The following is an 18,915-nucleotide window of genomic DNA, read 5'->3' on the forward strand; positions in this document are numbered from 1 at the left end:
GAGTCAACATATAGAGGTGGTTCTTAAGGTGGGATAGCGTCTAATATTGGAACGAAATTTCGAAGCCAGATGCCGATTTTTTTGGGTTTTGGAATAAAAGATTTACTTGTTGTAGGGCTTGCGCTGCAAAGTAATCATTTGTCTCATTTGACGCTAGATAATCATACTTTGTAAACATGCCGTGAGCGATTTGTTCGCCCGAATTGGATGTTAATACCACGTTGATCGTTGGGAAGTGCTGTTCGGCTAGGGCGGTATTTTTTATCGTTAGTTGAAGGGAGAGGGTGTCGATTAACTCTGGGTGTGGCGCTAGTTGGCGCTCAACTATTTGAATTTCTTCAAGGTTTTTATAACTTGGTATGTGTAAATTAAAGGCGCTATTTAGCTTTTTGAAGATCGGTTGTAACTGCACGTTTTGCGTTAGCATTTCAGATTCGATATAGAGAAACTGGACGCCAAAGGTGATGGCGAAGATAAATGAAAGGAAGCCGAAAGGGTGCGTATAAGAAGGCTTTGTTTTTGCTACTTCCCAGATAGCGATGGTAGGAGGGGCGTCGCTTTCAACGCCTATAGCTTGGTCTTGAAGAGGAGGTTCGGCATGCTGGGTTTGTTCTGTTTCTTCAGTTGCCAGTGCTTGGCTTGTTGCAGGCGTTAATTGGTTTTTATTGGCATCAAAAACATCATTGCAATGACCGCAACGAACTAGCCCTGATTTGAGTGCTAGTTGCGCTGAGGTGATTTGCAGTGTGGTTAAGCAAAACGGGCAAAGTGCGTATTGCATTGCTCAAGTTTTTTTAACGGCGTGGAGGCATGCCCAATTATCTCGGATGACTGGCAGACAGAATATAAAGTCGTCTAAATACGCTTGCATGACGTGTTCAGCCTGTTCGCTAAGAATGCCGGATAATAATAAATGCCCGCCAGGCTTAACTAAAGCTGAAATCTCGTCAGACAGTGATACCAAAGGCTCGGCGAGAATATTAGCAATAACAATGGCTTGTGGTTTGCTGGGGTATTGCTGCGCATCGTAGACTTGAATTTTATCCAGTACGTTGTTCTGCTCGGCATTGCTCAGGGTCGCGGTGAGTGCTTGCGGGTCAATGTCGATGCCGACGGCACTTTTTGCGCCGAGTAATAAGCCAGCGATGGCGAGTATGCCTGAGCCACAACCAAAATCAATGATGTTGAGGTCTTTCAGCTGGTGGCTGGCTAACCAATCGAGGCAAAGCGCCGTAGTTGGATGCGTACCTGTGCCGAAAGCAAGCCCGGGGTCTAGCCTTAACAATGTTGCATTGGGTTCAGGGATGTCGTGCTCGGTTGAGCAAACCCAGAAGTTGTCACCAAATTTAATGGGTTGAAAGTTCTCAAGCCAAACGCGTTCCCAAACTTGGTCCTCTAATCGCTCTACTCTTAATTGCCACGAACCGTGGTCGCTGATGTGCTGCTTAAAATAGTCTTCTGCGCCGCTTAGGTCGTGCTGTTCTTCGAATAGCCCCGTTACGGATACGTGCTGCCATAGAGGGGTGCTGTTTAATGGGGGTTCGTAGATCGGCTGGTCGGCACCGTCCGTCATGGTGACGGACAGTGACCCCAAGTTTTCTAACAGTGTCTCAAATAGTGTTGCGAGTTCTTGGTTTGTTGCGATGGTCAGTTGTTGCCATGCCATACGCGTTACATTCCCAATTTCTTTTCGAGATAGTGAATATTGTAGACACCTGAAGCGAAATCCTTGTCGATGACGATGTCTTTCAACAGAGGGATATTGGTGTGAATGCCATCAATGACGGTCTCGTTAAGTGCCGTTTTTGTGCGGGCGAGTGCCGATTCACGTGAATTGCCAGAGGCAATAAGTTTGCCAATCATGGAGTCATAGTATTGTGGCACGGTATAGCCGTTGTAAATATGGCTATCAAAACGTATCCCGGGTCCTCCTGGGATATGTAATTGAGTGATTTTGCCGGGTGACGGCATAAATGTTTCAGAATGCTCGGCATTGAGTCGACACTCAATGGCGTGGCCCGAAATTTTAATATCATCCTGCGTATAACCGAGTGGTTCGCCAGCGGCAATTTTAAGCTGTTCGGCAACAATATCGACCCCCGTAATGATTTCTGTAATAGGGTGCTCCACTTGAACCCGCGTGTTCATTTCAATGAAATAAAACTCGCCATTCTCGTATAAGAATTCAAAGGTACCAGCACCGTAGTAACCGATTTCTGAACATGCTTTGGCGCAACGCGTACCAATTTCTTGACGCACTTCTTCGGTGATGCCGATAGCAGGGGCTTCTTCAATAACTTTTTGATGCTTGCGCTGAGTTGAGCAATCTCGTTCACCGAGGTGAATGGCATTGCCGTGCTTATCAGCAAGAATTTGGAACTCAATATGACGCGGTGTTTCAAGGAATTTTTCCATGTAGACCATGTCGTTACCAAAGAAATTATTGGCTTCGGTTTTGGTCAATGAAATCGCATTCAAAAGAGCGGCCTCGGTGTGTACAACGCGCATGCCACGGCCACCACCGCCGCCAGCGGCTTTGATGATGATGGGGTAACCAATCTCGCGAGCTAACCTGATGTTACGTTCTTTATCTTCATTTAAAGGGCCGTCTGAACCGGGGACGCAAGGAACGCCCGCTTTAATCATGGCTTCGATCGCAGAAACTTTGTCGCCCATAAGGCGAATGGTTTCGGAGCGAGGACCGATGAAGGTAAAACCGCTTTGTTCTACACGCTCGGCAAAATCGGCATTTTCGGATAAGAAGCCATAACCTGGGTGTATGGCCTCAGCGTCAGTAATTTCTGCAGCGCTGATAATCGCGGGTACGTTGAGGTAACTTTCAGTTGAAGAAGCGCCACCAATGCAAACGGACTCATCGGCTAGTCGAACGTGTTTTAAGTCACGGTCGGCTGTGGAGTGAACGGCAACAGTTTGAATGCCCAGCTCGCGGCAAGCGCGCAAAATGCGTAAAGCAATTTCGCCGCGGTTAGCAATAAGAATTTTATCGAACATATTTTTCTCGTCGATGTGTTAAAAGTAAGGAGGCGATTATTCGATAATGAATAAAGGTTGATCAAATTCGACAGCGTGGCCATTGTCGGCCAAGATCGATGCAATAACGCCCGACTTGTCGGCTTCAATTTGATTAAGAATCTTCATCGCTTCAATAATACATAATGTGTCACCTTTTTGAACAGCCTGCCCAAGTTTTACAAAGCTAGGTGCGCCAGGGGCTGGTGCGTCATAATAGGTGCCCACCATGGGCGATGTTATAACGTGGCCCGAAAGCTCTTCCACGTTACTTGCTGCTTGAGGGGCGGCGCTTGCAGGGACAGGAGCTTGTGCGGGAACCTGAGTAACAGCAACAGGTTGTGTCGATGAGTAACGATTAATGCGAACCGACTCTTCACCTTCGTGAATTTCGATTTCTGCAATATCGGATTCTTCAATGAGTTCGATAAGTTTTTTAACTTTTCTGATATCCATAATTAATCTCTTGATGGTTGTTCTATTAAGGGGATAGCGGCAAGAAGCGCTAGTTCATAACTTTTTGGGCCGAAGCCACAGATAACGCCTTTTGCGATATCTGAAAAATAAGAGTGCTGACGAAAGGATTCGCGTGCATGAACATTTGATAGGTGAAGCTCAATAAAAGGCGTGCCGCTGGCCAATAAGGCATCGCGCAAAGAAACGCTTGTATGGGTGAAAGCGGCGGGGTTTAACAAGATAAAAGCAACGCCATCTTGTTTACTTTGTTGAACTTTATTGACTAAATCATGTTCGGCGTTACTTTGATAAAAAAGCAGCTCGTGTCCTTGTTCTGTTGCAAGTTGGGTTAATGAGGCCTCAATGTCAGCGAGCGTTTGAGCACCGTAAATACCGGGCTCTCGAGTGCCAAGCATGTTTAAGTTTGGGCCATTGATCACTGAAATAACTGCCATAAGCTACTAAACTCAAATAATGTAAAATTAATTCTGGATAAAACTCCAGCTTGCAATGTGGGGATTTTGCCAAAGCTTGCGGTTAAAGTCTATATAAATCGTTACTTAGCGAAAGATGAAGACAAATATCAGCAAGTTAGCAGGAGTTACTCCTTTGAAAGTTGAGTGATACCAAGAATTTTTGAGCGCTCCAATAGCCCTACTTGACGGGCAACTATTTGACCTTCAGGGTTAATAATGACCGAAAAGGGCAGAGCACCCATGCTATTACCGTATTGCTGCGCTAGCTCGATACCTTGCATTTCGGCAATTAAGTTGGGGTAATTAATGTCCATTTCTAAGGCAAATTGATTAACCGACACTTCGTTATCAATGGCGACGCCAATGAATTGCAGGTTTGAGGTGCTGTATTCATCTTGTAGTGCTATAAATTCAGGGATTTCTTTGCGGCAAGGGGGGCACCACGTTGCCCAAAAATTCAGGACGATATATTTGCCATCCCATTCGTTGATATTTCGCAGCTTTCCCTGAAGGTCGGGTAAAGAAAACTCGGGTCGGATTGAGCCTGCTTGTTTGCTTGCTGTCGCTGCTGTTGTGTTTACAGCGCGACTGTCGATGCCAAGAAAGGTAATAGCCATTAGAGTCAAGACAGAGGCGAGACTAACGGCAAATAGAACTTTCTTAGGCATTTATTGAAGTGTCTGAAGTTGATTTAAGAAGTCAGCGGCTTTCATATAGCCGACCACTCGGTTTTGTTTTAACTCCACCGAGTTAAGGTCAAAAAATAATATAGCAGGGGGGCCAATGAGCGAGAAAGTATTGAGTAACACCCTATCATCGTCATTATTTTGTGTAACATCGGCCTGCAACAATAGCGTATTTTTAAGTGCATTTTGCACGGCCGGGTCAGTAAAGGTAAATGCCTCCATCTCTTTGCATGAAATGCACCAGTCCGCATAAAAATCTAGCATAACGAATTGTTTGTTTTGAGCGGCTATTAGCAAGGCGGAATTTAACTCAGTAATGCTTGTTATTTTTTGAAAAGCTAGCGAGTGCTGCTGTGGGCCACTCTTCTGGTTTATAGTAAAGTTCGCCAAAGGGTTTAACGGGTTGCTTCCGCCTGATGCGGCCCCGACCATTAAAATGATGCCGTAAATTAAAAAGAGTGCCCCCAGTCCTTTAGACAGCTTTTGCCAGCCGCTTGCGTTGTCAGGGAGGCGGTCAACGGCTTTAAGGTAAATGGCGCAAATAACAAACAAGCCAGCCCATAAAATAAGCGTGATGCCCGGCGGTAAGATGCGTTCCATCAACCAAATAGCGACGGCGAGCAATAAGACCCCAAAGAAGTATTTGATGGGGTCCATCCAGTGGCCAGCTTTAGGTAATAGTTTACCGGCCGATACGCCAATAATGAGTAATGGAATTCCCATGCCAAGGCCTAATGAGAATAGAGCAAGGCCGCCCAGCACCGCGTCCCCTGTTTGACCAATATAAATGAGCACGCCTGCCAGTGGTGCGGCGACACAGGGCCCAACAATCAGGGTCGATAAGATACCCATAATCGCACTACCCCACAATGACCCGTGTTTTTGATGTTGCGAAAGCTCAGAAAGTTTGCTTTGGATAAAGGCGGGGAGTTGAATTTGAAAGAGGCCAAACATAGACAAAGCGAGCAGCACAAAAATGCCGCTAAAGAAGCTGAGTATCCAAGGGTTTTGAAAAGTAGCCTGTAAATTACTGCCAAATAGCCCGGCCAGAATGCCGAATCCTGCATAGGTGAGAGCAGAAGCAAACACGTAGCTGGATGATAAATAGAAGGCTTTGCGGGTGGTGAGATCCTTGCCGTGTCCGATGATAATGCCTGATAGTATTGGAACCATTGGAAATACGCAGGGTGTAAACGAAAGCAAGATGCCAAAGCCCAAGAACGTTAAACAGGTTAGCCAGATGGCGTTACCAACGAGTGAGCTGGCGATTTGATCCTGCTCAGAAATGTTTGTGGTGCTGACTGTTGTTGAGCGTTGAGTGACGTCGGTTGGTGCAGCAAGCAGCGATAATGTCACTTCCTTGCTCATCGGTGGGTAACAGACACCGATATCAGCGCAACCTTGGAAGGCAACGTTGATAGTGATATCAGTGGCTTGGGTCAGTTGCGTTGATAAAGCTTGGGTTAGTGTTAAATCACCATAATAAACAATCGTGTCGCCAAATATTTCATCTTTGTGTTGTTTTCCTTCGGGGAAGTTAATGTCTTGTAATGTAAGTCCCTGCGGTTGTATCAGCGTTACGCCAAATTTTTCTTGGTATAAGTAGTAGCCAGCCGCGATCCGCCAATTTAATGTTATTTGTTGTTGATCATCAACGTCAGCGAAGAAGCTAAAGGCATCATCAGGGTCGAGTAATTGGTCCGATGATGATTGCTGAAAACCACCAAATAAATCGCTTAATGTGTCAGCGGCGTTGTTATTTGTAGATTGACTGTTGGCCAATGCAAGGCTCGCAGGGGTAAGCAACAAAGCGCAAAGGAAAATGAAGAATGAGGCTAAAAGAGTTTTATACATAGGTGGTCAGTTAAATAGTCAAGCTAACTATAGACTTATAGAGACTGTCATTAGTTCGCGCCGTTGATCGTATGTCATTGATATTATAGCGTGCAGTGTTGGGTCAGACGCATTCATTTTATTTTGCTGGTTACTAAGACCCTAACAGCTGATTAAATCTTTCTCAGTGATTTATTGTTAGGAGGGACTGAAGGACTGAGGTCGTTAGCACTTTTTACAAAGCCATCGTTCCTGTGTAAGCTGTTTCATTATGAACCCTTTTTCTATTTTCTTGTTGCTATTAATTGTTGTTCCTGTCGTTGAAATATATTTTCTAATACAGGTTGGTAGTGTAATAGGTGCTTTTTCGACCGTCGTGTTAATTCTAGTGACGGCTGTATTAGGTGCTTATCTGTTTAGGCTGCAAGGCTTAATAACTGTGCAGCGTATACAGGCAAGCTTATCACGCGGCGAGATACCGGCCATCGAGATGCTTGAAGGTGCGATGCTGTTGGTGAGCGGGGCTTTATTGTTAACCCCAGGTTTTGTAACAGATGTTATAGGCTTCCTTTGTCTAGTTCCTGGTTTGAGGCGTAGATTTGCTTTGTCGGTTATCGAAAGCCGGTTTATTAACCAGTCGTCTTTTTCTAGTGGTGGTCCGTTTCAAAAAAATGATCATGAATCTGCTTCAAATGACAATATTATTGAAGGCGAGTTCAAGCGTGAAGATGAGTCAGAAATATCTAAAAAAGACGACTAGCTTTATTGTTTAAAGAACGACCTCAAAGCCTTCAAAGTTTGGGTGCCCCAAGTATAAACCTTTAGTTTGGCCGGCCTGAGCGTGAACTTGCTTAAAAGCATCAGAATGCGTCCACGCGTCAAATGTTGCCTTGTCTTGCCATGTTGTATGTGAGGCAAATAAGGTATGGTCATCAAGCTCAGGGCCGCGTAAAAGGTGAAATGACTTGAAGCCGGGCACCTCGTTTAGTCGAGATTCGCGTTTGCGCCAAACCTCTTCAAAATCACTTTCTTTGCCAAGGGTTACTTTAAAACGGTTCATTGCGATAAACATAAAAAATCCTTTAGTTAAATAACGGGTTCTTTACTTTTAATGGGTGTAAAGCAAAGAGGCCATAGAGTGGGCCAAGAGCCATTAATGATACTGCAATTCCGAGACTGAAATTTGTCATTAACAAATTAAATACTTGCAAGCTTAGTATGGTTAATCCAAAGCCAAGGCATATAACTAATGTAATTGCCGAGCCGACGATATCGACGGGGGCTGTTTTCGCGTTGAGTGTCGAAAATTGAGGGGAGTCACCGGCGATGGTAATGCCCCAGATGATTAGGTAAGCCAGAAAAAAACCGGTCGTGCTGAACAACATAACAGGGAAAATTAAGCAGCAAATACAGGACGTTGATAATTGATAAAAAGCGATTCGCGCACTGCCCAGCTTTAAAGATAGTAGTCCGCCAATGGAGCAGCCAATACCGCCTGAGGCAATAATCAAAAAACTCCACAATGGAATATTTAAGCTGATAGCCATTTGTCCACTATACACAGTGAGTATGGTGGGTACGAAAGCCCAAAAAGTGTATAGCTCCCACATATGACCAAAATAACCGGATGACGAAGCGCGAAAATCTGTTGCGTTAAAAATGCTTAAAAGCCCCTTGCCTTCAAGATGCGGGGTTCGTTTTGGCGTCGACCTTTCCGGAATAATAAAGCCGACAAGCAGGCCGCCTAGGATAGCGATAAAAGAGGAGCTAATAATCACCCATTGCCAGTTTAACGAAAGCTCAAGGCTCTTTATTAAATGAGAGAACGCGGTGCCAATGACCAATGCGCCAACAATGTAGCCAAGAGCGCGCCCAAGTTTATTTGGGTACCATAGTGCGGCGATCTTAACGCCGACTGGGTAAATACCAGCTAGAAAAAAGCCCGTTAAACAACGAGAAATGATTAAGGTTTGGCTATCAAGGGGCGTGATGACGATAAGGGCATTGGATAAGCTGCCAAGGATGCTTGAGATGAGGAAGACGCGGCCAGCGGGGAAACGATCGGCAATGTTAAGCAATGAAAAAATTAAGGTGCCAATAATAAAGCCAAATTGGACGGCAGATGTAATGTCAGATACATCAAAACTTGTATCGGGAATGGCGAGGCTTAATTCATCTAGAATGGCATTGCTGGAAAACCACAACGAAGAGCCAGAAAAAACCGCAAAAACCAGAATCGATTAGGCAGCTGATGGTCGCATTGTTAAGCTGTCGGCTTCTTTAATGAGGTGAAACTAAAGAATGCCTGCCTGCCAGACTTCATTGAGGGGCTTTCTTGCGGACGGTTTTTCTTTTTCCTTTAAGGTGTCGGGTAATGAATCTGGCTGGTCGGCCTCACCTAAGGCAAATCCACAGATGATGTCGAAGTCATCAGGCGATACATTAAGTGTTTGGTGCACATGGGCATAGTCGATGCCGCCAATGCCATGAGTATGCAAACCCACTAAGTTTGCCTGTAGCGTTAAGTTCATCCAAGCGGCACCACAGTCAAACTTTGCTTTATTGTTCTGGTTGCCGTTATGGGTAAACGTTTTTTTCGCAAAGATGAAACCAAGTAATCCGGCGTTTTTTGCCCAAATTTGATTTGATTCATTCAATAAGCTTAAAAAGGTGTTGAAGTCTTTTTCCCCTGAAGAGGTAACAAATAGCCATGGTTGCTCATTAAAGCAAGAGGGTGCCCAACGGGAGGCATCAAAGATGCTAAGAAGAGTGTCTTGCTCAAGGACAGTTTTTTTAAAGGCTCGAGGCGACCAGCGTTGATGAAATATTTCGTTCACTGTTGGTAATGGGTCGCGGTTACTAAAGTCGATAGCGTTGCTCATGGACTGGTCTCGGTTAGATGAAATGAATACTAGGGTACGGCTGGCCCACCGAGATAGCAAGATGGGCATTTTAGGAAGCAGTAGGAGCGGACTTATTGAGAAAGTGTTGCGTTGCAATAAAATCTCCGTATAATGCGCTGCAACAAATCGTAATTTATTAACTTAAACCAAAGGATATGACATGTTAAACAATCTAGAAACTTTATTAGCTCCTGCTAAAAAATTAGCTGAATTAAACAAAGCTGCTTTCGAAAAAGCTGCTGCTGTACAACAAGCTGCTGCTAAAGAATATGTTGCTTTAACTGAAGCACGTATTAAAGCGGCTACTGCAATTAAAGACGTTGCTGGCTTAAACGCTTTCGTTAAAGATCAAGTTGCGTTAGCTCAAAGCAGCTTCGAAAAAGTTCAAGCTGACAGCAAAGTATTAATTCAAGATGCTAAAGCTTACAACGAAGAAGTTATTAAACTTGTTCAAGAAGGCAACGCTGTAGTAACTAAAGAAGTTAAAGAAACAGTTAAAAAAGCAGCTAAAAAAGCAGCTTAAGGTCAAGCCAAATAGCGCTAGCGCTTGGGTGAGACTTACCCTCTTTTGAGGGTGATTTAACCGTAGTACAAAAAGCCGCTACCTTTTCGGGTAGCGGCTTTTTTATGTGCGTTGCTTAAAGGGGCCTTTTGACTGATTTATATGAGGTGTCGAATGTTCGGGTTGGTCGCTTTTAGTTGATCTGTAAATGCGTTGATACTGCTAGCGGTTCGCTCTGATCGAGGGATGTCGATTTTAATATTAGCAACGATACTGGCGGGCGACTCGGATAAAAATAAAACCCTATCCGCTAATTCGATTGCTTCGTTCAAATCATGGGTAACAAACAAGACGTTTCTTGGTTGCTCGGTCCATAGCGTTAATAAAAGTTTTCTAGCTTTTCTGGCGGTGGGTTGATCTAGCGATACAAAGGGTTCATCCATCAATAGAAGGTTGCTTTGTGCGCAAAATGCGCGAGCGAGAGCGACTCGCCGTTGCATGCCTAACGATAAATGATGCGGGTAGCTATCTAAATGATTACCTAGGCCTAAACGCTGAAGAGTGTTTTCGATGATGGGGCGTGAGCCTTCCTCGTTAATGGCTAATTGAATATTCTCTAACACGGTTCGCCACGGTAATAATCGAGGTGTTTGAAAAACGTAACTCGGGCGAATACCGGTGTTTTCACTATCCATATAGATATTGCCCTCAAAATCATCGTCGAGTGCTGCGACGGTGTTGAGTAAGGTAGTTTTTCCACAGCCAGATGGCCCTACAATGCAGACAAACTCATTGTTTGATAATTCAAACTTGAGGTTTTTTATTGCGATAAATTGTTCATGTTCCCCATCTAGGGTGAAGCTTTTTCTTTTTATGTCAACGACGAGGCGGTTCATATTGAGTTACCTCCAACGTTGAGATTTTTTGTCTAGGGGTAGCAATATAGTGGTCTCGATTATTTGAATAATAATGATAAAAGAAACGGTATAAGCAAGGATGCTAGTGATATCAAATAGTTGAAAAAACAAATGGATTTGATATCCCATACCGTTACTTCTGCCCAGCATTTCCACCACCAGAACGATTTTCCAGATAAGGGCAAGTCCGGTTCTAGCAGACGCCATAATGTAAGGGTATAGCTGCGGAAGAATGACGTGAATTAATGTTTTGTATCGCCCAAACTGATACGCGGTTGCCATTTCTATGAGTTCGTCGTCGAGGTTTCTAGCGCCCTCTCTAATCGTCACAATAACATTAGGAAGTTTGTTGATAACTACTGCAAAAATGGCGGCTGTTTCAACCAAGCCAAACCAAATGTAACAAAGAATAATGGTCACCAACGCGGGAATATTAAGCAGGATAACTAGCCAGCTATCGAAAAATTTATTTAGCTCCTGACGGCGCCCAAGAATGAGCCCAATAGCGACGCCTAAAAACATAGCGAGGAAAAAGCTAATGGATAACCGATACAGGGTGATGCCGAGATGGTGGGGTAATTCACCCGTTTGCGTGGCATGGATTAGCGTATTAAATACAAGCACGGGTGATGGTAAAACGGGGCTATCCAGCATAACAGCAGTTAACTGCCAAATTAACGCCAGTAGCGCTAGCGATAGTGTTGAGTTTAGTAATGAAGAGCGAGGCATTTAAATTGGATTTAACATTAATGACGGCTATTGACCCAAAATATTTCGGGGTCTAATTGCTTTACGGAGCCGACAAGTTTTTCGCCGCCTGTGTCGGCAAGAATGGAATAAATATCGGCAATAGCTCGTTTTTCCTTCTCTGTAAGAATAGCCACGCGCCCGTTGCAATAATTGCTGCGTAATAACTGATGAGTTGATTTATCGTCTGTTCGAGTCAGCGGTAAAATTGCATTCCAGTGTGTGTCGGATGTGCATAAAAGGTTCGCCGCTTCACGGCTAGCCGCCAAAAAATTTTCCAAATTGCTTGAGTTCTTATGAGCCCATTGCTCCCTAAACACATAACCGAGTATCGGTACGGTTGTATCAATGCCTAGGCGTTGGATGATTTGGTGTGTGTTGATAAGTTCCCGGTACCCTTCGGCTTTTAAGCGAACACTGTAATGCCAATAATTTATAAGCGCGTCGAGTTCGCCTTGTTTAATCAGGCTGTTAAGTAAAGGAGGTGCCCCAAAAACCTTGTCGACTTTTACTTCAAGGTCGATATTGTTTTTTAAGGCCAAGGCGCGTAACAGTAGCCAGTTTTTATCAAGTCCACCGCCCGCGATGCCTAGTTTTTTACCCGCTAAGTCTTCAATTGAGCGGATCGTTGATGAGCCTGGAACCATAATTGACCCCGCAGAGCTTGAGTAAGGTGCAAACAAGTAATTGGATGAAAAGCCACGTTGACGTGCCACCCAAGTCCAGTCAGAAACAATGATATCAGCGGCATTGGCTTGCAATGCTATTTTGCCTGCTCCACTGCTCGCTAAGGGTTGGATGATAAGCTCAAAGCCATATTGCTTATCCAGTTGGTTTTGCTTAATTGTCTCAAGCGTCCAGTTAACGGTGCCAAATTTAAGCGCCGAGATTTTTATAGCAGCACCTGCTTTAGCAGTGCTATAACAAGAAAAAATAGCAGTGAGGATCAGTAGCGTCAGCGTGATGAGTTTTTTTAAGGGTGCTTGCATTTATAAAGTGGTGCTATTTTCAATAAAGTTAATTCTTGTTGGTAGCTTATCTTAAATGAAATGAAGGTAAGGTGAATGAAAAACTGAGCCCTAACAGTAGTTGAGGCAGCAGCTTGAAAAAAGCGGTTTATCAACTAATCGTTGACCTATAAATTTAAATTGCGGTAAGGTGTGTAAAGAAGTGAAAAACGCCGTAAGTCATTAATACTAATGATAATTATTTGCATTTGATAATGAATGTTAAATGTCGGCTAACCTCATGAAAAATTAGACTTTATAAAAGTAGGAGCTGCTGTCTAGCTGTATGAGTGCTATACCATCACCAATAAATACAAATAAACTGATTGATAAGTTCGGTCGGCAAGTGACGTACGTGAGAATCTCGGTCACCGACCGTTGTGATTTTCGATGTGTCTATTGCATGAGTGAAGAGATGGAGTTTTTGCCGCGTGAACAAGTTCTAACGCTAGAGGAAATTACCCGTTTATCTCAAGCTTTTGTCGAAATGGGTGTTACCAAAATCCGTATGACGGGCGGGGAGCCGCTGGTACGCAAAGGTGTTGTCGGCATGTTGGCTGATGTCGCCAAGTTAGATGGTTTAGATGAACTTGTCATTACCACCAATGGTTCTCAACTAGTGAAGTTGGCGCAACCACTGAAAGATGCAGGCGTAAAGCGCATCAACATTAGTTTAGATAGCCTAGACGCTGAAAAATTTAAAAAAGTAACGCGTGTGGGTGAGCTGAACACGGTGCTCGCGGGTATTCAAGCTGCAAAAAAAGTAGGTTTCGATAAAATTAAATTAAACGCTGTGATTCTAAAAAACAGGAATCATGATGAAGTCATTAGTCTAGTTCGCTACGCCATGCACGAGGGGTTAGACATCAGTTTTATTGAAGAAATGCCATTAGGAGCGATTGATAGTCATTCGCGAGAAGAGGCTTATTATTCCAGTGATGAAATCAAGCGTGATATTGAACAACAGTTTGAACTGATACACAGTACAAAAAATACCGGTGGTCCGGCTCGTTACTACAGTGTAAATGGCTACGATAATTTGGTCGGCTTTATCTCGCCGCATAGTCATAATTTTTGCGATACCTGTAATCGTGTACGAGTCACGGCGTCAGGTTTATTATTGCTGTGTTTAGGCCAAGAGCATTCAATGGATTTGAAAAGAGTATTAAGAGCGAATCCTACGGATTTGAATAAAGTGAAACAGGCTCTAATAGAGTCAATGGAGATCAAGCCCAAGGGGCATGATTTTGATCTTACCGAACAGCCCGTCATCTTTCGTCATATGAGTGTCACGGGCGGTTAAGTTTTTTTGTTAACATTAATTAAAATAAATAGAACCCACAGGAGGGTGTTATGCAGATGTCACTAGTTATAGATGCGAATAAATGTACAGGTTGTTTGCAGTGCGAAATGGCTTGTTCTTACGAGGGTGAAGGAGTTTTTAACCCAACTAAATCAAGAATTAAAATATTCCCATTCCACGAAGAAGGTATTTTTGTACCTTATACATGTACTCAATGTGATGAAGCATGGTGTATGCACGCCTGTCCTGTTGAAGCTATTCAGTTGAATAAGACAACAGGTGCGAAAGAGATTGTGAATGACCTATGTGTCGGTTGCAAAGTTTGTACGATTGCTTGCCCATTTGGCACGGTTAACTATAACGCCGATAGTGGAAAAGTGATCAAATGTGATCTTTGTGGCGGCGACCCAGAATGTGCAAAAGCGTGCCCAACAGCTGCTATTACCTACCAGGATGCAAACTGGACGGGTTACGACAAAATGAAAGATTATGCTGCGAAGGCTATGCCTGCTAAATAGGCGCCTTGTGCACATAGAAAAATAAAAAAGTGAGGAGATAGACTATGTCTTGGACAAAAAAAGTATTAAGGATTAATTTAACCGAGGGAACTTGTACTCCCGAACCATTAAATATGGAATGGGTTGAGCAGTTCCTTGGACAACGTGGGTTAGCTACAAAATACCTAACGGAAGAAGTGCCGCCAACAACAGACCCGCTCTCACCAGAGAATACGATGTATATGATCACTGGGCCGTTAACAGGCACGATGGCATCGACAGCAGGCCGTTATTCAGTGGTAACGAAAAGCCCATTAACGAATGCGGTAGCGTGTTCTAACTCTGGTGGCTTCTTCGGTAACGAAATGAAATGCGCTGGCTGGGATATGGTTATTCTGGAAGGTAAGTCACCAACGCCGGTTTATATCAGTATTAATGATGATAAGGCTGAAATTTTACCAGCGGATGAAATTTGGGGTAAATCAGTATGGGAAGCCGATGAATGGTTACATGCTAAGCATCAAGACCCTCAATTGCGTATTGCCGCAATTGGTGTTTCCGGTGAGAAAGGTGTGCTTTATTCAGCTATTATCAATGATTTGCACCGTGCGGCTGGCCGCTCAGGTGTGGGTACGGTGATGGGATCTAAAAATGTTAAAGCTGTTGCTATTCGTGGTAGCAAAGGTGTTCAGGTTAATGACCCTAAGGCATTTTTTGAGGCGACTAATGCAGCCAAAGCAGTGCTTGCTGGCAACCCGGTAACGGGTGAAGGTCTTCCTGCATTGGGTACGCAAGTATTAATGAATGTGATTAACGAAATGGGTGCGCAACCAACTCGTAACTATAAAGAAAGTGTATTCGCCGGTGCGTCAAAAATATCTGGTGAAGCAATGCTGGAACCTCGCGAAAGCGACGGCAAACCAAACTTAACAAGAAATGCCGGTTGTTTTGCTTGTACGATTGCATGTGGCCGTATTTCTACTATTGACCCACAACACTTTACTATTCAAAACAAAGAAGATTTGCATGAACACTACCACGGCAATTCTGGTGGTTTAGAGTATGAAGCAGCTTGGGCTTTGGGTAGTGATACGTGTATTGATGATATTGATGCCTTAACGTATGCAAACTTTGTATGCAACGAGCAAGGGCTCGACCCCATATCTCTCGGTTCAACAATCGCTGCTGCCATGGAGCTATTTGAGATGGGTGTATTGACGACGGAAAATACAGGTGGTATTGAACTGAACTTTGGTAATGTCGAGGCGATGACAAAATGTACAGAGCTTGTGGCAAAAGGTGAAGGCTTCGGTTTAGAGTTAGGCCAAGGTTCTGCACGTTTGTGTGAAAAATACGGTCATCCAGAGTTATCTATGACGGTTCGTGGGCAAGAATTTCCCGCTTATGATCCTCGTGGTATTCAAGGCATGGGTTTAGGTTATGCAACGTCTAACCGTGGTGCGTGTCATTTGCGTGGCTATACAGTAGCGTCAGAAGTATTGGGTATTCCCATCAAAACAGATCCATTAGAAACTGAAGGTAAAGCAGGTCTTCAAATAGCATTCCAAAACGCTACGGCAGTATTTGATTCAGTTGGTATTTGTGTTTTCACATCGTTTGCTTGGTCTTTAGAAGATGTGGCGCCTCAATTAAATGCTGCCTGTGAAGGTGAGTGGACAGTTGAACGTTTGGAGGAAATAGGCGAGCGCGTGTGGAACTTAGAGCGTCTCTACAACGAAGCTGCGGGTCAGGGCGCTTCTGCAGATAAGTTGCCACCTAGAATGGTCTCTGAGCCTGCAACATCTGGCCCTGCGGAAGGTAAAGTTAATGGTTTAGCGACCATGTTGCCTGATTACTATGCGGAACGTGGTTGGTCTCCAGAAGGCGAGGTGACCACTGAAACTAAAACGCGTTTAGGGCTGTAATGTAAGCACGCTTTAATACAGTGTAATAAAAAGGCGAATCTATTTGGATTCGCCTTTTTTAATGGTTTAATAATAAGAAATATTGAGGTAATGAGATGAAACATTTAATTATTGGTGCCGGCCCATCGGGCGTTGTTGCAGCAGAGCATATTAGGAAGTTTGATAAAACGGCATCAATAACAATTATTGGCGATGAACCTGAAGCGCCATACTCAAGAATGGCCATTCCTTATCACCTGATAGGTAATATTGAAGAAGAAGGTACCCATCTTCGCCATAAGGCAGGGCATTTTGATGATTTAGGGATTGAATTGATAAACGCACGGGTTGAAAAAATAGACTCCGTAAATAAAACAGTTCAATTGAGCACAGGTCAAACAGAATCGTACGATAAGTTATTAATAGCATCGGGTTCAAGACCGGTTTCCCCTCCTATTCCAGGTATTGGTGAGCCAGGCGTTCACTCTTGTTGGACGCTTGAAGATGCTCGTTCTATTGCTGCATTAGCAAAACCTGGGGCAAAGGTCATTCAAATTGGCGCGGGTTTTATTGCTTGTATTATTCTTGAGGCACTAGCACGAAGAAAGGTAGATCTAACCGTCGTAGAGATGGAAGATCGGATGGTGCCTCGTATGATGGATAGTATTGCAGGTAACATGATCAAAGACTGGTGCATACATAAAAAGATAGACGTATTCACTAATGGGCAAGTCACCGAAATTAAGAAAGTAGATGGCGCACATACCTTTGAGGTGAGTGTTAAAACACCTGCTGGTGTTACCGTGCTGGATGCTGATTTGGTGATTACGGCAACAGGTGTGCGCCCTTGTGCTGACTTTTTGGAAGGTTCTGGCATAGAGGTAGATGATGGTATTTTTGTTGATAAAAATATGCAAACCAATGTTGCTGATATTTATGCATCAGGTGATGTGGCGCAAGGTAAAGATTTTTGTACAGGGGAGTATGCCGTTCAGGCGATTCAGCCCACGGCAACGGAACATGGGCTCATTGCGGCGCAAAATATGGTGGGTTTAGATAACGCAGAATGTGGCGGTACGATCAATATGAACGTGCTAGACACCATGGGCCTGATTTCATGCTCGTTCGGCATGTGGCAAGGTATTGAGGGAGGCGAGAGTTGTCAATTGGTTGAGAAAGATAAGTGGCGCTATATTAATTTGCAATTTGATGAGGATGTGTTGATTGGTGCAACGGGCATAGGGCATACGCAACACGTTGGGATTATGCGCGGATTAATTCAAGCCGAGATTCCACTGGGTGAATGGAAAAACAAATTACTGGAGAATCCGCTACAGCTAATGGCGGCTTATTTAGCCTGTACACAATCTGCAGTGATTAACTAATGAGTAAAGTGACGGTAAAGCTATTCGCGAGTTTGATGGATTACTTGCCGGTGAAAAGTACTAAATCACATGGGTTTGAGTATCAGATAACGGCTAACACGACCGTTGGTTATTTAATTGATGATTTAAAGCTGCCGCGTAACGTCATTCATATTGTGCTATTAAATGGCGTGTATTTAGATGCTGAAACGCGTGATGAAACAGTACTGACGGAAGGAGATGTTCTTGGCTTTTGGCCACCAGTTGCTGGTGGCTAATGAAGTTGTTTAAAGAAAAAGTCTTTTCGTTGGAAATGGGCTTCTCACGCAAAGAGTTTATTACCTTGCTTGAGGGTCAAAACAAACTCATGTATCAGCGCGATGAGAATATCATTGATTTTACAATGAATGATCAACAAGCTTTAGTAACGCTGGGTGAAGAGGGTGTGCGCCGAATAGCATCGGCTCAGATACCCTTGTTGTTTGTAAACTTTGACTTTTCTAATATGGGGGATGATGAGCAAGCGGCGTTTATGAAAATATTCTTGCTCAAATTTCAGCGTGGTGGCGGCTAATCCGTACCGTATTGCTTTCGGTATTTAAGAATAGCAGCCAAATGCTCGTCATTATCGGCTGTTTCAAGGTAAGTGATAATATCTTTTAGGCAAATAATCGATGCTACTTTAAAGCCATAGGATTTTTCTACGTCATCAATGGCAGAGGTCTCACCGAGACCTTTTTCTTGTCTATTCAATGAAATTAATACACCCGCTGGTTTAGCGTTTGCTTGGCGAATAATGTCAACAGACTCGCGCACAGATGTGCCTGCGCTGATGACGTCATCAATAATAAGTGCTTTGCCGTGCAATTCGGCACCGACCAGCAAACCACCTTCACCGTGATCTTTTGCTTCTTTGCGATTAAAAACGTAAGGCACATCGACATTAGATATTTCAGATAGGCCTATGCCAAGGGCGCAAACAAGAGGGATTCCTTTATAAGCGGGGCCATACAGCATATCGTATTTAATGCCTGAATCAATCAAAGCGTGAGCGTAGAACTGGCCCAGCTTGCGAAGCCGCTCGCCGGTATTAAATAGGCCGGTGTTAAAAAAGTACGGGCTGATACGGCCAGACTTTAAAGTGAATTCGCCGAATCGTAGTACCTCGCATTCGAGGGCGAATTCAATAAACTGCTGTTGGTATGCTTTCATGATAGTAATGCCAAAGAATAAAGCGGTATTTTATACTTAAAGGACGTCAATTCACACAAACGATAGAGTGTTTAGTTT

The 18,915-nt window shown here is 43.9% G+C and carries 22 protein-coding genes; 8 read left to right on the forward strand and 14 right to left on the reverse strand.

Going from position 1 to position 18,915, the window contains the following annotated elements:
- Nucleotides 1–40: 40 nt before the first annotated feature.
- The 7 genes from AB1Y31_00660 to AB1Y31_00690 all read right to left on the reverse strand — a co-directional run bounded on the left by AB1Y31_00660 (nt 41) and on the right by AB1Y31_00690 (nt 6,430).
- A complete protein-coding gene (locus AB1Y31_00660; protein MEW4981676.1) occupies nt 41–781 on the reverse strand; it encodes a zinc-ribbon and DUF3426 domain-containing protein in 741 nt (246 codons plus the stop codon).
- A gap of 3 nt (nt 782–784) precedes the next feature.
- The gene (prmA, locus tag AB1Y31_00665; GenBank protein MEW4981677.1) at nt 785–1,666 is read right to left on the reverse strand and encodes a 50S ribosomal protein L11 methyltransferase; all 882 of its coding nucleotides are present in this window, start codon (nt 1,664–1,666) and stop codon (nt 785–787) included.
- A 5-nt stretch (nt 1,667–1,671) separates the two neighbouring features.
- Nucleotides 1,672–3,012: an acetyl-CoA carboxylase biotin carboxylase subunit gene (gene accC, locus AB1Y31_00670; GenBank protein MEW4981678.1), complete on the reverse strand. Its 1,341-nt coding sequence runs from the start codon at nt 3,010–3,012 to the stop codon at nt 1,672–1,674.
- A gap of 36 nt (nt 3,013–3,048) precedes the next feature.
- Nucleotides 3,049–3,486, reverse strand: coding sequence for an acetyl-CoA carboxylase biotin carboxyl carrier protein (gene accB, locus AB1Y31_00675; protein ID MEW4981679.1), 438 nt, complete (start codon nt 3,484–3,486; stop codon nt 3,049–3,051).
- A 2-nt stretch (nt 3,487–3,488) separates the two neighbouring features.
- Nucleotides 3,489–3,941, reverse strand: a complete 453-nt coding sequence (gene aroQ / locus AB1Y31_00680) for a type II 3-dehydroquinate dehydratase (GenBank protein MEW4981680.1) — start codon at nt 3,939–3,941, stop codon at nt 3,489–3,491.
- 146 nt (nt 3,942–4,087) lie between these two features.
- On the reverse strand, nt 4,088–4,630 hold the full coding sequence (locus AB1Y31_00685; GenBank protein ID MEW4981681.1) for a TlpA disulfide reductase family protein: 543 nt from the start codon (nt 4,628–4,630) through the stop codon (nt 4,088–4,090).
- The gene (locus AB1Y31_00690) at nt 4,631–6,430 is read right to left on the reverse strand and encodes a protein-disulfide reductase DsbD (GenBank protein ID MEW4981682.1); all 1,800 of its coding nucleotides are present in this window, start codon (nt 6,428–6,430) and stop codon (nt 4,631–4,633) included.
- A 322-nt stretch (nt 6,431–6,752) separates the two neighbouring features.
- Here AB1Y31_00690 and AB1Y31_00695 point away from each other — a divergent pair, with 322 nt between their 5' ends.
- Entirely contained in the window at nt 6,753–7,241 is a 489-nt protein-coding gene (locus AB1Y31_00695) for an FxsA family protein (protein ID MEW4981683.1), read from the forward strand.
- 9 nt (nt 7,242–7,250) lie between these two features.
- Here the strand turns inward: AB1Y31_00695 and AB1Y31_00700 are convergent, their stop codons facing one another.
- Genes AB1Y31_00700 through AB1Y31_00710 form a run of 3 tightly spaced genes read right to left on the reverse strand, consistent with a single transcriptional unit; the run spans nt 7,251 to nt 9,363 of the window.
- The gene (locus AB1Y31_00700; GenBank protein ID MEW4981684.1) at nt 7,251–7,553 is read right to left on the reverse strand and encodes an antibiotic biosynthesis monooxygenase; all 303 of its coding nucleotides are present in this window, start codon (nt 7,551–7,553) and stop codon (nt 7,251–7,253) included.
- A gap of 10 nt (nt 7,554–7,563) precedes the next feature.
- Nucleotides 7,564–8,718 carry an MFS transporter gene (locus tag AB1Y31_00705; protein ID MEW4981685.1) on the reverse strand — a complete coding sequence of 385 codons (1,155 nt, stop codon included), beginning with the start codon at nt 8,716–8,718 and terminating at the stop codon, nt 7,564–7,566.
- A 57-nt stretch (nt 8,719–8,775) separates the two neighbouring features.
- Nucleotides 8,776–9,363, reverse strand: coding sequence for a nitroreductase family protein (locus AB1Y31_00710; GenBank protein ID MEW4981686.1), 588 nt, complete (start codon nt 9,361–9,363; stop codon nt 8,776–8,778).
- A 181-nt stretch (nt 9,364–9,544) separates the two neighbouring features.
- On the opposite strand from AB1Y31_00710, the gene AB1Y31_00715 reads away from it, so the two are divergent.
- Nucleotides 9,545–9,907 (forward strand): phasin family protein, encoded by a 363-nt coding sequence (locus tag AB1Y31_00715; protein MEW4981687.1) that lies wholly within the window; start codon nt 9,545–9,547, stop codon nt 9,905–9,907.
- Between the two features lie 137 nt (nt 9,908–10,044).
- Here the strand turns inward: AB1Y31_00715 and AB1Y31_00720 are convergent, their stop codons facing one another.
- From AB1Y31_00720 to AB1Y31_00730, 3 genes are read right to left on the reverse strand one after another with little or no spacing between them, the layout of a single operon-like run.
- Nucleotides 10,045–10,782: an ABC transporter ATP-binding protein gene (locus tag AB1Y31_00720; protein MEW4981688.1), complete on the reverse strand. Its 738-nt coding sequence runs from the start codon at nt 10,780–10,782 to the stop codon at nt 10,045–10,047.
- 6 nt (nt 10,783–10,788) lie between these two features.
- Nucleotides 10,789–11,532 carry an ABC transporter permease gene (locus AB1Y31_00725; GenBank protein MEW4981689.1) on the reverse strand — a complete coding sequence of 248 codons (744 nt, stop codon included), beginning with the start codon at nt 11,530–11,532 and terminating at the stop codon, nt 10,789–10,791.
- A gap of 17 nt (nt 11,533–11,549) precedes the next feature.
- On the reverse strand, nt 11,550–12,539 hold the full coding sequence (locus AB1Y31_00730) for an ABC transporter substrate-binding protein (GenBank protein MEW4981690.1): 990 nt from the start codon (nt 12,537–12,539) through the stop codon (nt 11,550–11,552).
- 304 nt (nt 12,540–12,843) lie between these two features.
- On the opposite strand from AB1Y31_00730, the gene moaA reads away from it, so the two are divergent.
- The 6 genes from moaA (at nt 12,844) to AB1Y31_00760 (ending at nt 18,199) form a co-directional block, all read left to right on the forward strand.
- Nucleotides 12,844–13,860 carry a GTP 3',8-cyclase MoaA gene (moaA, locus tag AB1Y31_00735; protein ID MEW4981691.1) on the forward strand — a complete coding sequence of 339 codons (1,017 nt, stop codon included), beginning with the start codon at nt 12,844–12,846 and terminating at the stop codon, nt 13,858–13,860.
- 56 nt (nt 13,861–13,916) lie between these two features.
- Nucleotides 13,917–14,378 (forward strand): 4Fe-4S dicluster domain-containing protein, encoded by a 462-nt coding sequence (locus tag AB1Y31_00740; protein MEW4981692.1) that lies wholly within the window; start codon nt 13,917–13,919, stop codon nt 14,376–14,378.
- Between the two features lie 44 nt (nt 14,379–14,422).
- Nucleotides 14,423–16,282 (forward strand): aldehyde ferredoxin oxidoreductase family protein, encoded by a 1,860-nt coding sequence (locus AB1Y31_00745; protein MEW4981693.1) that lies wholly within the window; start codon nt 14,423–14,425, stop codon nt 16,280–16,282.
- A 95-nt stretch (nt 16,283–16,377) separates the two neighbouring features.
- Nucleotides 16,378–17,646 (forward strand): FAD-dependent oxidoreductase, encoded by a 1,269-nt coding sequence (locus AB1Y31_00750; GenBank protein MEW4981694.1) that lies wholly within the window; start codon nt 16,378–16,380, stop codon nt 17,644–17,646.
- Nucleotides 17,646–17,903: a MoaD/ThiS family protein gene (locus AB1Y31_00755; GenBank protein ID MEW4981695.1), complete on the forward strand. Its 258-nt coding sequence runs from the start codon at nt 17,646–17,648 to the stop codon at nt 17,901–17,903. The genes AB1Y31_00750 and AB1Y31_00755 overlap by 1 nt, the downstream gene beginning before the upstream one ends.
- Nucleotides 17,903–18,199, forward strand: a complete 297-nt coding sequence (locus AB1Y31_00760; GenBank protein MEW4981696.1) for a hypothetical protein — start codon at nt 17,903–17,905, stop codon at nt 18,197–18,199. Before AB1Y31_00755 ends, AB1Y31_00760 begins: the two co-directional genes overlap by 1 nt.
- On the opposite strand, the gene pyrE is transcribed toward AB1Y31_00760, so the two are convergent.
- The gene (gene pyrE / locus AB1Y31_00765) at nt 18,196–18,837 is read right to left on the reverse strand and encodes an orotate phosphoribosyltransferase (GenBank protein ID MEW4981697.1); all 642 of its coding nucleotides are present in this window, start codon (nt 18,835–18,837) and stop codon (nt 18,196–18,198) included. The genes AB1Y31_00760 and pyrE overlap by 4 nt on opposite strands.
- Nucleotides 18,838–18,915 lie beyond the last annotated feature (78 nt).

The organism is Cycloclasticus sp. (assembly GCA_040743155.1).
GTDB lineage: Bacteria > Pseudomonadota > Gammaproteobacteria > Methylococcales > Cycloclasticaceae > Cycloclasticus.

Bases quoted from the DNA above. Each gene is read 5' to 3' on its own strand.
- AB1Y31_00660 (MEW4981676.1), bottom strand. From the start codon at position 781: ATGCAATACGCACTTTGCCCGTTTTGCTTAACCACACTGCAAATCACC.
- prmA (MEW4981677.1), bottom strand. From the start codon at position 1,666: ATGGCATGGCAACAACTGACCATCGCAACAAACCAAGAACTCGCAACA.
- accC (MEW4981678.1), bottom strand. From the start codon at position 3,012: ATGTTCGATAAAATTCTTATTGCTAACCGCGGCGAAATTGCTTTACGC.
- accB (MEW4981679.1), bottom strand. From the start codon at position 3,486: ATGGATATCAGAAAAGTTAAAAAACTTATCGAACTCATTGAAGAATCC.
- aroQ (MEW4981680.1), bottom strand. From the start codon at position 3,941: ATGGCAGTTATTTCAGTGATCAATGGCCCAAACTTAAACATGCTTGGC.
- AB1Y31_00685 (MEW4981681.1), bottom strand. From the start codon at position 4,630: ATGCCTAAGAAAGTTCTATTTGCCGTTAGTCTCGCCTCTGTCTTGACT.
- AB1Y31_00695 (MEW4981683.1), top strand. From the start codon at position 6,753: ATGAACCCTTTTTCTATTTTCTTGTTGCTATTAATTGTTGTTCCTGTC.
- AB1Y31_00700 (MEW4981684.1), bottom strand. From the start codon at position 7,553: ATGTTTATCGCAATGAACCGTTTTAAAGTAACCCTTGGCAAAGAAAGT.
- AB1Y31_00710 (MEW4981686.1), bottom strand. From the start codon at position 9,363: ATGAGCAACGCTATCGACTTTAGTAACCGCGACCCATTACCAACAGTG.
- AB1Y31_00715 (MEW4981687.1), top strand. From the start codon at position 9,545: ATGTTAAACAATCTAGAAACTTTATTAGCTCCTGCTAAAAAATTAGCT.
- AB1Y31_00720 (MEW4981688.1), bottom strand. From the start codon at position 10,782: ATGAACCGCCTCGTCGTTGACATAAAAAGAAAAAGCTTCACCCTAGAT.
- AB1Y31_00725 (MEW4981689.1), bottom strand. From the start codon at position 11,532: ATGCCTCGCTCTTCATTACTAAACTCAACACTATCGCTAGCGCTACTG.
- AB1Y31_00730 (MEW4981690.1), bottom strand. From the start codon at position 12,539: ATGCAAGCACCCTTAAAAAAACTCATCACGCTGACGCTACTGATCCTC.
- moaA (MEW4981691.1), top strand. From the start codon at position 12,844: ATGAGTGCTATACCATCACCAATAAATACAAATAAACTGATTGATAAG.
- AB1Y31_00740 (MEW4981692.1), top strand. From the start codon at position 13,917: ATGTCACTAGTTATAGATGCGAATAAATGTACAGGTTGTTTGCAGTGC.
- AB1Y31_00745 (MEW4981693.1), top strand. From the start codon at position 14,423: ATGTCTTGGACAAAAAAAGTATTAAGGATTAATTTAACCGAGGGAACT.
- AB1Y31_00750 (MEW4981694.1), top strand. From the start codon at position 16,378: ATGAAACATTTAATTATTGGTGCCGGCCCATCGGGCGTTGTTGCAGCA.
- AB1Y31_00755 (MEW4981695.1), top strand. From the start codon at position 17,646: ATGAGTAAAGTGACGGTAAAGCTATTCGCGAGTTTGATGGATTACTTG.
- AB1Y31_00760 (MEW4981696.1), top strand. From the start codon at position 17,903: ATGAAGTTGTTTAAAGAAAAAGTCTTTTCGTTGGAAATGGGCTTCTCA.
- pyrE (MEW4981697.1), bottom strand. From the start codon at position 18,837: ATGAAAGCATACCAACAGCAGTTTATTGAATTCGCCCTCGAATGCGAG.